This window comes from Erythrobacter sp. JB2-19, from assembly GCF_057365005.1.
On sequence record NZ_CP200290.1, the window covers coordinates 2,957,571 to 2,970,324 of the forward strand.

Annotated in this window: 12 protein-coding genes; 5 read left to right on the forward strand and 7 right to left on the reverse strand. The window is 58.5% G+C overall.

From position 1 onward, the window contains the following. Positions 1–168: 168 nt before the first annotated feature. The 3 genes from gyrB (at position 169) to AC0V6O_RS14180 (ending at position 4,849) form a co-directional block, all read left to right on the forward strand. Positions 169–2,715, forward strand: a complete 2,547-nt coding sequence (gene gyrB / locus AC0V6O_RS14170) for a DNA topoisomerase (ATP-hydrolyzing) subunit B (RefSeq protein ID WP_486144999.1) — start codon at positions 169–171, stop codon at positions 2,713–2,715. A 166-nt stretch (positions 2,716–2,881) separates the two neighbouring features. Beyond that, positions 2,882–3,976 (forward strand): AI-2E family transporter, encoded by a 1,095-nt coding sequence (locus AC0V6O_RS14175; RefSeq protein ID WP_486145001.1) that lies wholly within the window; start codon positions 2,882–2,884, stop codon positions 3,974–3,976. A gap of 90 nt (positions 3,977–4,066) precedes the next feature. Beyond that, positions 4,067–4,849: a M50 family metallopeptidase gene (locus AC0V6O_RS14180; RefSeq protein ID WP_486145003.1), complete on the forward strand. Its 783-nt coding sequence runs from the start codon at positions 4,067–4,069 to the stop codon at positions 4,847–4,849. 32 nt (positions 4,850–4,881) lie between these two features. Here the strand turns inward: AC0V6O_RS14180 and AC0V6O_RS14185 are convergent, their stop codons facing one another. From AC0V6O_RS14185 to AC0V6O_RS14215, 7 genes are all read right to left on the reverse strand, one after another. Further along, positions 4,882–5,520 (reverse strand): hypothetical protein, encoded by a 639-nt coding sequence (locus tag AC0V6O_RS14185; RefSeq protein WP_486145005.1) that lies wholly within the window; start codon positions 5,518–5,520, stop codon positions 4,882–4,884. A gap of 124 nt (positions 5,521–5,644) precedes the next feature. Further along, positions 5,645–6,286 carry a lysophospholipid acyltransferase family protein gene (locus AC0V6O_RS14190; protein ID WP_486145007.1) on the reverse strand — a complete coding sequence of 214 codons (642 nt, stop codon included), beginning with the start codon at positions 6,284–6,286 and terminating at the stop codon, positions 5,645–5,647. Between the two features lie 197 nt (positions 6,287–6,483). Further along, entirely contained in the window at positions 6,484–6,723 is a 240-nt protein-coding gene (locus tag AC0V6O_RS14195) for a hypothetical protein (protein WP_486145009.1), read from the reverse strand. Positions 6,724–6,734: 11 nt separating this feature from the next. Further along, positions 6,735–8,342, reverse strand: coding sequence for a carboxyl transferase domain-containing protein (locus AC0V6O_RS14200; protein WP_486145011.1), 1,608 nt, complete (start codon positions 8,340–8,342; stop codon positions 6,735–6,737). Beyond that, on the reverse strand, positions 8,339–8,701 hold the full coding sequence (locus AC0V6O_RS14205) for a hypothetical protein (protein ID WP_486145013.1): 363 nt from the start codon (positions 8,699–8,701) through the stop codon (positions 8,339–8,341). The genes AC0V6O_RS14200 and AC0V6O_RS14205 overlap by 4 nt, the downstream gene beginning before the upstream one ends. Further along, entirely contained in the window at positions 8,698–8,925 is a 228-nt protein-coding gene (locus AC0V6O_RS14210) for a hypothetical protein (RefSeq protein ID WP_486145015.1), read from the reverse strand. Before AC0V6O_RS14210 ends, AC0V6O_RS14205 begins: the two co-directional genes overlap by 4 nt. A 474-nt stretch (positions 8,926–9,399) precedes the next feature. Continuing rightward, the gene (locus AC0V6O_RS14215) at positions 9,400–10,566 is read right to left on the reverse strand and encodes an isovaleryl-CoA dehydrogenase (RefSeq protein ID WP_486145017.1); all 1,167 of its coding nucleotides are present in this window, start codon (positions 10,564–10,566) and stop codon (positions 9,400–9,402) included. 231 nt (positions 10,567–10,797) lie between these two features. Between AC0V6O_RS14215 and AC0V6O_RS14220 the strand changes: the two genes are divergently transcribed. Together AC0V6O_RS14220 and AC0V6O_RS14225 are read left to right on the forward strand one after the other, a co-directional pair. Then, entirely contained in the window at positions 10,798–12,228 is a 1,431-nt protein-coding gene (locus tag AC0V6O_RS14220) for an HWE histidine kinase domain-containing protein (protein ID WP_486145019.1), read from the forward strand. Between the two features lie 10 nt (positions 12,229–12,238). Continuing rightward, positions 12,239–12,739 carry a hypothetical protein gene (locus tag AC0V6O_RS14225; protein ID WP_486145021.1) on the forward strand — a complete coding sequence of 167 codons (501 nt, stop codon included), beginning with the start codon at positions 12,239–12,241 and terminating at the stop codon, positions 12,737–12,739. The last annotated feature ends 15 nt before the right edge of the window (positions 12,740–12,754 follow it).

The following is a 12,754-nucleotide window of genomic DNA, read 5'->3' on the forward strand; positions in this document are numbered from 1 at the left end:
AATATTTAATTAGATAGCTAACTATCTTAAGATAGAGAGAAATGCAAGTGGCCGGTTTTGGCACACCGGCAGGCCGCAATTTGCACGGGCAAAAATGGTTGGTGGAAAAGCTCCTTCCAAGGGCGGCAAAAGCTTGGGGTTAGCCCGCAGAGCGCCTATATGATGGGCATGGATGAGAACACCCCAGAAACACCCGAAAACACTCCTGAAATCGGCTCCAGGCCCGAAAAACAGCAGGGCGAATATGGCGCCGATTCGATCAAGGTTCTGAAAGGTCTTGATGCGGTGCGCAAACGCCCTGGCATGTATATCGGCGACACCGATGACGGGTCGGGCCTGCACCACATGGTGTTTGAGGTATCGGACAACGCAATTGACGAAGCGCTGGCAGGGCATTGCGACCTCGTACTGATAGAGCTCAATGCCGATGGCAGCGTTTCCGTAGAGGACAATGGCCGCGGCATTCCCGTTGGCATGCACAAGGAAGAAGGCGTGTCCGCCGCCGAGGTCATCATGACCCAGCTGCACGCAGGCGGTAAGTTCGAAAACACCTCTGACGACAATGCCTATAAGGTTTCTGGCGGCCTGCACGGCGTGGGCGTTTCCGTGGTCAACGCTCTGTCAGAATGGCTGGAGCTGAAAATCTGGCGCGATGGCAAAGAGCACTGGATGCGCTTTGAACACGGCGATGCGGTAAAAAGCCTCGAAGTGCTGGGCGACGCACCCAAGGTTGATCAGAACCCGGACGACAATGGCTTTAAGAAGGGCACCCGTGTGACCTTTATGGCCAGCGAGACGACCTTCAAAAACGTCACCGTGTTCGATTTTGACAAGCTGGAGCATCGCTACCGCGAGCTTGCTTTCCTGAACTCCGGCGTGCGCATTCTGCTGCGCGACAATCGCGGCGAGGAAGTGCTGGAGCATGATCTGTTTTACGAAGGTGGGATCGCCGCATTCGTGCGCTATCTTGACCGCAATAAAGAGGCGCTGATCACCAATCCGATCTCTGTCTCGGCAGAGAAAGAGGGCATTGGGATCGACGTCGCGCTGGAGTGGAACGACAGCTATTACGAGAACGTCCTCACCTTTACCAACAACATTCCTCAGCGCGATGGCGGCACGCACCTCGCTGCCTTCCGCGCGGCGCTGACCCGGACGCTCAACAATTACGCAGCGGCCAGCGGCCTGCTCAAAAAAGAAAAGGTCAGCCTGTCGGGCGAGGATATGCGCGAGGGCCTGACCGCGATTGTCAGCGTGAAATTGCCTGATCCGAAGTTCTCCTCACAAACGAAAGACAAGCTGGTCAGCTCTGAAGTGCGCCAGCCGCTGGAATCGCTGATGGGTGAGAAGATGACCGAATGGCTGGAGGAAAACCCAGCCGAAGCGAAAATCATCGTCCAAAAGATCATCGATGCCGCCGCCGCTCGCGAAGCGGCCAAGCGCGCCCGCGAAATGAGCCGCAAGGGCGCGATGTCCGTCGCATCCCTGCCCGGCAAGCTCGCCGATTGTCAGGAACGCGACGCGACCAAGGCCGAACTGTTCCTGGTCGAGGGCGATTCCGCTGGCGGCTCCGCCAAGCAAGGACGCGACCGCAAGACCCAGGCGATCCTGCCGCTCAAAGGTAAGATCCTCAATGTGGAGCGCGCGCGGTTTGACCGGATCATCTCATCGAAGGAGGTCGGCACGCTGATCCAGGCGATGGGCACCGGCATTCGCGATGAATTCAACCTTGAGAAGCTGCGCTATCACAAAATCGTGATCATGACCGATGCTGACGTAGACGGTGCGCACATCCGCACCCTGCTGCTCACCTTCTTCCATCGGCAAATGCCAGAGATCGTGAAAGCCGGACACCTCTTCATCGCTCAGCCGCCGCTGTATAAGGTCGCGAAGGGCCGAAGTGAGGTCTACCTCAAGGATGACCGCGAGCTTGATCGTTATCTGATCCAAGGCGGATTGCAGGGCCGCGTCCTAGACAGCGGCAGCACGCAGCGCAGCGGCAATGAGCTGGAGGCGTTGGTCGATCACGCACTGCGCATGCGCAATCTTATCGCCTTTGCACCGCGCCGCTATAACTCCGCCATTATCGAGGCGATGGCGCTCGCCGGGGTTTTCAATCCCGATGATCTTGGCTCTGCCGAAGCGCTCGATAAAGCCGCTGCGCGCCTGCAATCCGGCGATGCGGATGCGAAATGGAGCGCGCGCCGTACCGAAGATGGCAGCATTGCCTTTGAGCGTCTGTGGCGCGGCGTCACCGATGCGCATTTGTTTGAGGCGAAGTTCCTCGAAAGCGCCGAGGCGCGCAAAATGCACAGCGTCGCTGGCGAAGAGGCAGACGTTTACGAGACACCCAACGTTCTGATCAAATCCACTGCCAGCGATAGCGATGACGCAGGCGAAGAGAGCGGTGATGACACGCCGGTCGCCGTAAGCGGCGATGATGCGATCACCCGCCCGACAGAACTGCTAGATGCGGTTCTGGCCGCTGGCCGCAAAGGCCTCTCGATCAGCCGCTATAAAGGTCTGGGAGAGATGAACGCGGAGCAATTGTGGGAAACCACGCTTGATCCAGAGGCGCGCGTGCTGCTGCAGGTGAAGGTCGAAGACGCGGACGTAACGGATGAGATTTTCACCCGCCTGATGGGCGATGTGGTGGAGCCGCGCCGCGAATTCATTCAGGACAACGCTCTCAACGTCGCGAACCTTGATGTCTGACGACTTCAAGAACCGCTTGGGGCTCTGAACGTCGCAAACCTGGATGTGTAGGGGTTAACGGAGCCGATCCGCGGCTTCAAAAACCCTGACCCATCCGTCATCGCTCGCGGGCCTTATGGCGCGGAGACTCTTGAAACCGCCCGTGTTTTGGCCGAGATGGAACGCTATGAGCGAAGCCCATCACAAAACCCCGCTAGAGCAATCCAGTTTCCTATTGCTGGTCGCCGCTGTCACCGTCCTGCTGCTGGTGATTGTCTGGCCGTTTTTTAACCCACTGCTGTGGGCGGCGCTGGCCGCCGTTATGTTCCGCCCGCTGCACCGCTGGGTTCTGGCACGCGTTGGCGGACGGATGAACCCGGCCGCCGGGATCACCATGCTGATCATCACCTTTGCGGTGCTGCTGCCTGCGCTGTTTATCGGTGGATTGGTGATCGACGAGGCAGCAAGTGTCGTCGCTGCATTCCAAAATGGCGAGATCGACATCGCCGCATGGTTCAACACGGTATACACCGCAATTCCATTGTCGATCCGTGAGAATCTGGAAACGTCCGGTTGGACCGACCTCTCCAATCTTCAGGCCCGGGCGCAGGAGGTGATCGGCGAAAGCGCCGGGATCATCGCACGACAAGCGGTCGCCGTGGGTGGCGGCGCGCTCGGCTTTTTCCTCAGCTTCACCATCGGGCTGTATGTGACATTCTTCCTGCTGCGTGATGGCAAGCGGGTGGGCGAAACGATCCTCTCCAGCCTGCCATTGGAGCGGCCGATCGCGGACCGGTTAGCGGAGCGCTTCCTCTCTATTGTCCGCGCCACAGTCAAAGGTTCGTTAGTCGTTGGTGTGGTCCAAGGAGCATTGGGCGCAATCACATTCTGGATCGCAGGCATTCCCTCGGCCATCCTCTTCGGGGTAGTGATGGCGATCCTGTCGTTGATCCCGGCGGTCGGCACGGCGCTCGTGTGGCTTCCGGCAGCCATTTATCTGCTAGCGGTTGGTGAGATATGGCAGGGCGTATTCGTGCTGTTTTCCGGAGCATTGGTAATCGGCATGGCTGATAATGTGTTGCGCCCCATTCTGGTGGGCCGCGACACCGGCATTCCCGATTGGATCATTCTGGTTACGACATTGGGCGGGATCGCCTTTGCAGGCTTTTCTGGCATCGTCCTGGGTCCTCTGGTCGCGGGACTGTTCCTTGCCAGCTGGTCAATCCTACAGGAACAGCGCGCCGAGGGCGAGGAGAGCGCTCCAACCTCACCCGCCGCCTAAGCCGATGCAGTGATGGATTGAAATATGCGTGTGTCCTGCCCATGTTATGCGGGTGAGAGACAGCCCAGCAACATCGGATAGAGCCCAGTAATGCAGTCTGTGGTGAAACCCGGCAGTCAAGCCGAGCAGGTCGGGCGGCTCATTCTGGCGGTGGTCGTGATCCTGTTCATCCCGGCACTGCCGTTTGGCAATTACATCATCTATCCATTCTCAATCCTCACCACATGGTTCCACGAAATGGGCCACGGGATGACCGCGATTTTGACCGGTCAGGAATTTGAGCGGCTGCTGATCTATGCCGATGGATCGGGCGTCGCCGAAAGCCGCCTCGACAGTGATGCCGGCCCCTTCACCAGAGCCGCGATTGCCGCTGGCGGTCCGCTGGCGCCCAGCGTGGTTGGCGCGGCGTTGATCCTGGCCAGCGCCAATGCGAAATATTGGCGGCCTGCTCTGTTCGCGTTGGCTGGAGCAATTGCGATCTCCACCGTCTTCTATGTCCGCTCCGGCGTGGGTCTGGCAATGCTGCCACTGGTCGGCGCGCTGATCGGCGTGATCGCGTGGCGCGCGCCCGATGGGCTCGCCCGCTTTGCACTGCAATTTCTCGGCATGCTGGCAGCGATGAGTATGCTGCGTGATTTCGACTATCTGTTTACCGAACGCACGGTGATCGGTGGCAATCCCATGCTGTCGGATACCGGCGCAATTGAAGCGGCGCTGTGGCTGCCGCATTGGTTTTGGGCGGCGGCTCTGATTGCGACATCCACGCTGATGATCGGGGCAAGCCTGAAATATGCGCTGTCTGACAAAAGCAAACCGCGCAGCCCCCTGCCGCGCCCCAACAATGTGCTGCAATTTAGGGATCGGAACGATTGACGTTCGCTGGCAGCGCTAGGCCACGATCCGGCCTATGTCGCTATCCTGATCGTGTTGACCCCGCCCGCTGAACCGCCCGCTTCGCCAGACAATCCGACAAAGATAGTGTCGACGATCCGTGCAAGCTTTTCTTCGTTCAGCTTGTCGCCAAGATAGATCAGCGAATCCGGCAGGGTATAGTTCGAAACCATCTGATTGATCAGCGAGAGTGCCTCATCAATCTCTAGCCCAGCAAAATAACCCTCAGCCTGCGCCTCAGCGATCAATTCGCACTGGTAGTGATCCGCAAGGTCAACATAGCTACGAACCCGCTCAAATTGCGCCGCGCCCATTTCGCAAATGATCGCAAAAAAACCGGGATCAGCTTTGAACCGGTCGCGCGAAATGACGAAGCGCCGCCGGAAAAATTCGTACATTTTGCGATTGGGCGGCAGGTCAGTTGCCAGCACTTCTTCCATCGCATCCATATGCGGACGCAGCCACAATCCCGCGACCGCATCGAACACATCGTCTTCATCAACGAAAACCTGCTCAAACCGGGCGCGCGACAGGCCACTTTCCGAAACAACCACAGGATGTGTGACTTCGGTGCCGCGTTGATCCACCAGATCGAGTACCAATTGCGCGATCCGCTCGCGCTCGCTCTCGATTGTATCCTTGGTCAACGGCATCTGGACTACCCTCCTAATCCTGACGCTTATGTAGGGGCGCACCGAGGCGTGTTAAAGGCATAAGGCAGCACTTTTGCAGGTTGAATTGGTAAATTATGCGCCGGGCAGTTTCATTCGACCGTAATCAGACGTCGTTCTTGCCATCAATGATGGCCTGGGCCTGAGCCTCCAGCACTTTATAGCGCGGATAGTCAGGGATTTTCGACAGCAGCCACTCGGCGATTTTCATCAGGTCTTCGCCGTAATTCCCGCTGGGTATCATCGGCGGGCCAAAGCCAATCGTCTTCTTCTCATTGTCGGCATAGGCCGGAACAATCGGCACGCCAGCGGCCTGAGCGATGTGATAAAAGCCGGACTTCCACTTGCCATCGGAAGAACGCGTGCCCTCCGCCGCCATCACCAGCGCCAGCTCTTCGCGTGCGGCGAATTCCTCGGCAACTTGCTCAACCGCGCTGTTGCTCTTGGTGCGGTCGACCGGAATGCCGCCCATATCGAGCATGAAATTGCGCATGATCCCCTGGAACAGAGTGTGCTTGCCCATGAAGTTCGACTTCACCTGTTCAACATCGGTCGCGCCAGCGAAGAAGACGAAATCCCAATTGGAGGTGTGCGGCGCGCCCGCGATGACATATTTCTTTATGTCTTTGGGCAGCGGGCTGGCGATTTTCCAGCCATTCCAATTGTAAATCCAGATAATAATGCGGCGTACGATCCGCGAGAGGATCGTTGGCTTGCGCAGCTCTTTGCTCGGTATGGTTTCGGTCAATTCTCTCTCCCCCAGCAACTGGGTGAGGGCGTTGTGCCCTTATTGTAGGCAGTTACGCAAGGGCGGGGGTGAGGGTTTCAGTCAAGCTTCGTCTATCTACTCGTCATGCTGAACTCGTTTCAGCATCCATCTTCAATCAATCAGCAAAGTTGGGATTTGGGGATGGACCCTGAACCAAGTCCAGGGTGACGCTCGATTTAGGACAAGTCTTCGAAATCCTTGCGGGCTTCTTGCCATGCTTCCCATGCATTTTCAGGATCAATGTCCAAGTAGCCCCGTCCCTCAATCACTTCGAGATGCTGCTCTCGAGTCATTGCAATTGCCTCGGATGTATCTCGTATCTCAATAACCTCCTGCTCAGTGAGGGGAGCGCCTTTCTCACGTTCCTTGTTCAACAAAACAGCCACCAGCGCAGGGACATGTACAATATCGAGCAAGCCGACCTCCTCTACATCCTGAACACGCCAAAGCTTGGGCGCTCTGGGATTGGTGCTTCCAGCGTCGCGGCGAAGGCCAGGCCGAGCACATCGCGGGTCTGCGCTGGGTCGATCACCCCATCATCCCACAGGCGCGCGGTCGCATAATAGGGATTGCCCTCATCCTCATATTTCTGGCGGATCGGGGCTTTGAAGGCTTCGGTCTCATCCTCCGACCATTTGTCAGCATCGCGGTGAACCGTGGCGAGCACGGATGCCGCCTGCTCTCCGCCCATCACGCTGATCCGCGCATTGGGCCAGGTGAACAGGAAGCGCGGGGAATACGCCCGCCCGCACATGCCGTAATTGCCAGCACCGAAAGACCCGCCAATCACCACAGTGATCTTGGGCACGGTCGCGGTCGCAACTGCGGTCACCAGCTTCGCGCCATGCTTGGCGATGCCTTCCGCTTCATATTTGCCGCCGACCATAAAGCCGGAGATATTTTGCAGGAACAACAGCGGAATGCGGCGTTGCTGCGCCAGCTCGATAAAGTGCGCGCCCTTTTGCGCGCTTTCTGAAAACAGCACACCGTTGTTGGCCAGGATCGCGACCGGCATGCCCCAGATATGCGCAAAGCCGCACACCAAAGTGCTGCCGTAATGCGCTTTGAACTCGTGAAATTCGCTGCCATCGACCAGCCGCGCGATGATCTCTTTCACATCATAGGGCGCGCGCACATCATCCGGCACGACAGAGTAAAGCTCGTCCGCGTCGAACTTTGGCGGGCGCGGGTCTTTGCTCGCAATATCGCTTGCGGCTCCTGTGTTTGCGCCAAGGTGCGAGATGATGTCGCGCACGATCGTCAGCGCGTGCTCATCATTTTCGGCCAGATGATCGACCACGCCCGATTTCTTCGCATGCAGATCGCCTCCGCCCAGATCTTCGGCGGTGATTTCCTCGCCCGTCGCCGCCTTCACCAGCGGTGGACCTGCGAGGAAGATCGTGCCCTGCTCGCGCACAATCACCGTCTCGTCTGACATCGCGGGCACATAGGCACCGCCTGCGGTGCAACTGCCCATCACGCAGGCGATTTGCGGAATGCCGAGGGCCGACATATTGGCTTGATTGAAGAAGATACGCCCGAAGTGATCGCGATCCGGGAAGACCTCGGCCTGATGCGGCAGGTTGGCCCCGCCGCTATCGACCAGATAAATACACGGCAGGCGGTTCTCCTGCGCGATTTCCTGCGCGCGCAGATGCTTTTTGACCGTCATTGGATAATAGGTGCCGCCCTTCACCGTGGCATCATTGCACACGATCATCACCTGACGGCCCGACACGCGGCCAATCCCCGCGATCATGCCAGCACCGGGAATATCGGTATCGTAAAGACCATTGGCGGCGAGCTGGCCGATCTCAAGGAATGGCGAACCGGGATCGAGCAGGCGTTCGACCCGTTCCCTCGGCAGCAATTTGCCGCGCGACACATGGCGCTCTCGGCTGCGCTCTGATCCGCCCAACGCAGCCTGCGCAACGCTCGCACGCAGATCACTCGCCAGCGCCTGGTTATGAGCGGCGCGCGCCTTCGCCTCTGGCGCCTCGCGGTCGATTTTTGACGTCAACACAGGGGCGGTCATCTGTAAGCTCCGATCAGGGCGAGAATTCCGGCAACCCCCATGGGTATCCAGCCGGGGTGTTTGAAATGAGAGGTCGCAATATCCGCTAGACCCAGAGCGATCCAGAACAATCCAATCAGCACCACCAGCCCGCGCGGTGTATCTGGCCAGGCCACGGCGGCGGCGCTCAAGATCATAAAGGCGGACAGCGCGTGCCACAGATAGCGCAGAAGGATGGGAGCGGTTTCCATATCAGGATGCGGGTTGCCGCCCTCAAGCATGGGACCAAGCACCGAGTTCGCCCCGCCGGTCGAGTGCAAAATCGCAGTGATCACCATCACCGCGGCCGACAGCAACAGCCAGATTGACGTTCCGATCAAGCGTCGTCCCCCAAGCCCTTTACAATGATCGCTTCCGCCGTGCTGCCCGCATCGCGGAATTTGCTGCGCGACACATGCCGCTCTCGGCTGCGTTCTGACCCGCCAAGCGCAGCCTTTGCAACGTATTCGCGCAGATCGGTTTCAAGCCCGCGATTGTGCTCCGCCCGCACTTTCGCCTCAGGGCTTTCCATATCGAGCTTGGATGTGAGAGTGAGTGCGGTCATTGAGCAGAGCGCCTCCATTGGGATTGATCACAGCGTGGGTCTGGTTTCCGTCGGTTAGAACGTATACGGGCACATTCCCTCGCCGCTTCGATAAAATCAGACGGTTCAGGAATCCGGCTAGGCATTGGACAGCCTTTGGCATTCAACAACATTATTCCTGAGTTTATCGCGAGCCATCGACTGTTCATCCAGATAGCGCGCACTGTTTGTGGGTGTCCCCCAGAACCACTGACCTCATCTCTGGCATCAATTGCTGCGATCTGTTTTTCATGCTCGACAATTTGCGCCATGATCTTCTGGCAATCTCCCGCATTAGCAAGCTGCGCGACTCTGGCACTTTGTGAGGGATCAAGCGAAGCAGGCTGTGCTGCAAGGTCCGTTGACACCTGTAGTATTCCGAGGCTGCAAATAGCTGATACTAAGAATTTTTTAGACATAGCACTCTCCGCTTTTACCAAATTGTACTGATTGAATTCACCCAGCCGCCCCAATCAGTTCGCGCCCGATCAGCATCCGGCGAATTTCATTCGTCCCGGCGCCAATATCGAGCAGCTTCGCATCGCGCATATAGCGCTCCACTGGCCAGTCCTTGGTATAGCCAGCGCCGCCCAGCGCTTGCACGCTTTCGGCAGCCACGCGGAAGGCGTTCTCGCTCGCTAGCAGGATCACGCCCGCCGCATCAAACCGGGTGGTTTGATCGCCGTCACACGCCTTCGCCACCGCGTAGGTGTAGCTCCGCGCCGATTGCAGCGCGACATACATGTCGGCAACCTTGGCCTGCATCAATTGGAAGCTGCCGATTGGCTTACCAAACTGCTTGCGCTCGCGAAGATAGGGAATGACGGTATCGAGGCAGGCCTGCATAATGCCCAGCTGAAGCCCAGCGAGCACCACGCGCTCATAATCCAACCCGCTCATCAACACGCCGACGCCGCCGTTCACCGGCCCCATCACGCGGTCTTCTGGAATATGACAATCGTCAAAAACCAGCTCTGACGTGGGCGATCCGCGCATGCCGACCTTGTCGATCTTCTGACCGATGGAGAAACCTGCATCACCCTTTTCGATCAGAAAGGCTGTGATCCCGCGCGAGCCCGCATTGCCATCAGTTTTGGCATAGACCACCAAAGTGTCCGCCTCTGGCGCATTGGTGATCCAGAACTTGGTGCCGTTGAGCACATATCCGCCCTGAACAGCTTCAGCCTTCAGCTTCATTGAGACCACGTCCGACCCAGCGCTCGCTTCGCTCATCGCCAGCGATCCGACATGCTCGCCGCTGATCAATCCGGGCAGATATTTCGCCTTTTGCTCTTCATTGCCCCACCGGCGGATCTGATTGATGCACAGGTTGGAATGCGCACCATAGGACAGGCCAACGCTGGCCGACGCCCGGCTGACTTCCTCAACCGCGATCACATGCTCCAGATAGCCCAGGCCTAGGCCGCCATCGGCTTCGTCCACGGTCAACCCGTGCAGGCCCAGCTCCCCCATTGGTTGCCACAATTCGCGCGGGAACCAGTCTTCGCGGTCGGCCTTTTCTGCCAGCGGCATGATCTGCTCATCGGCAAAACGGCCAACGCTGTCGCGGATCATCTCGGCCGCTTCGCCGAGCTGAAAATCAAAGTCTGGGGTGGCGCGCATTTTTCATTACCTTGCGTGAAATAATATGTTCCACTCGCCATATCATTGCGCGGCCTAAGCGCAAACTCTCTAAGCACGCTTCCCTCGGTGCTGAACCTCAATTTGAGCTCAGACGTGATTACTGTATGTGAAGCCTGAAAGGACCTGTTCCCTGACACTTTTGGACTCGCCCCCTGGCCATCTGACCAGTCTCCCGCAAAGGAGTTTTGCGAAGAGCGCAGCCGACTACGCGTGCTGGCGAGCTTCGATCTGGACGGTGTGAGCGGCGATCCGGAATTGGTGCGTTTGGTCAAGTTTGCCGCGAAATTATGCGACGCTCCGTCGGCATCGGTCAGCCTGGTCGAGGAAGAGCGGCAGCGCTTTATCGCCAGTGAAGGGCTGGACATAACCGAAACCCCGCGCTCGACCAGTTTTTGCGCGCAAACCATGCTCGGCGATGATCTGCTGGAAGTGCTCGATGCAGCCCATGACGCGCGGTTCCAGGACTATGCTTTGGTGCGTGAGGCTTCGCACCTACGCTATTATGTGGGGGCACCGCTGATCTCGTCCGAAGGCGCGCCGATGGGTGCCCTATGCGTGACCGACACGAACGCACACTCGCAAGGTCTGTCAGAGTTGCAGCGCGGCGGACTGATCGTGCTGGCCGACGCGGTAAAGCGACGCTTAGAGGCGCACCGGCAGGCGCATCTGGCCGTCTTTGAGCTTAAGGAAAGCGCAGAACGCGTGCAGTTCATCCTCGACGGCGTGCCGGATATCGCCTGGTCGGCTGCGCCCGGCCCAGTGTTCGACAATTTCAACGCGCGTTTCACAGAGGTAACCGGAGGCACGCCACCCAGCGGCGTGGATGATTGGCGCGCATTCATTCACCCTGACGACTTCGAAGCGTCCTTGGCTAAGTTCCAAAAAACCATGGCAACCGCCAGCGAATTTGCCGATGAGTGGCGCCTGCGCCAGGCCGATGGCTCTTACCGCTATGTCATCTCGCGCGCAGTTCCGTCGACCGATGATCCGGCCACTGCGCGCTGGTTTGGCACACTGACCGACATCGACGATCGTTATCGAATGTCGCAAGAGCGCGAATTACTTGCGGGCGAGCTGGCGCACCGGATCAAGAACATCTTTTCGGTGATCACCGGACTGATCTCACTGCGGTCGCGCGGGGATGATGCCAATCAGAAATTCGCCGAAGAACTCAACACCAATCTTCGCGCGCTCGCCCGGGCACAGGAATTCGCCATGCCGGTCAGCGGCAGCCGCGGCGAAACGCTGGCCGATTTGCTACGCGTATTGATGGCCCCATACGGCGCGGACAGCTCTGATATCGTCAGCATTGCCGGCGATAATGTCGACTTTGGAGGGGGCGCGGCGACACCTCTGGCACTGATATTCCACGAGCTGGCAACCAATGCCGCCAAATATGGCGCGCTTAGCGTTCCCGTGGGCCGGGTGGCGATTGATATCAGACAAGCCGGCAATGATGTCACAATCACATGGAGCGAAATCGGCGGGCCTAAGACCGCCGAGCCGCAGGAAACCGGCTTTGGCTCGCGCTTGATCAGCATGGCCATCGATCATCAATTGGGCGGCTCCATGACCCAGGACTGGCAGAAAAGCGGCCTGATCATCACAATAAGTGTTCCGCGAGAGCGCCTAACCCAGTAGGCTCCTTGCCATGCTCTTACGATCACGCACATTCAGTCTTTTCGTCGGCGGCCTGTCTTTCACGCTCGCCGCCTGCGCACCAGCGGAGGACAGCAGCTCTGATGGTGCAGATACGGCCTCTGAAACACCGAGCAATAGCTCCGCACCGACTGCAGCATCCAACGATGCGCCAATGGCGAAAACCGGCTGGGTCGCAATTGGAACAGACGGCGCGGTCTACACCACATTCTTTGACCCCGATGGCACGTACCGCGATTTTCGCAATGGCGATCCTGTGCAGCAGGGCAGTTGGGAGCGGCGCGAGGATGCGCGGCTGTGCCTGATCCCTGCGGGCGAGCAAGTGCGCGGCGAATGCTGGTCAACCGGCGCGGTGGATGATGAAGGCAACATGCGCACCGTCGATGGGACGGGCCGAGCGATTGAGCTGAGACGCGTGACCTATGTCGCGCCAGCAGTCCCTGCCCAAGATAACGAAGTGGCGGACAATGCCGAAGGCGAGGGTGAGGGTTAAGCCATCACCTCACCG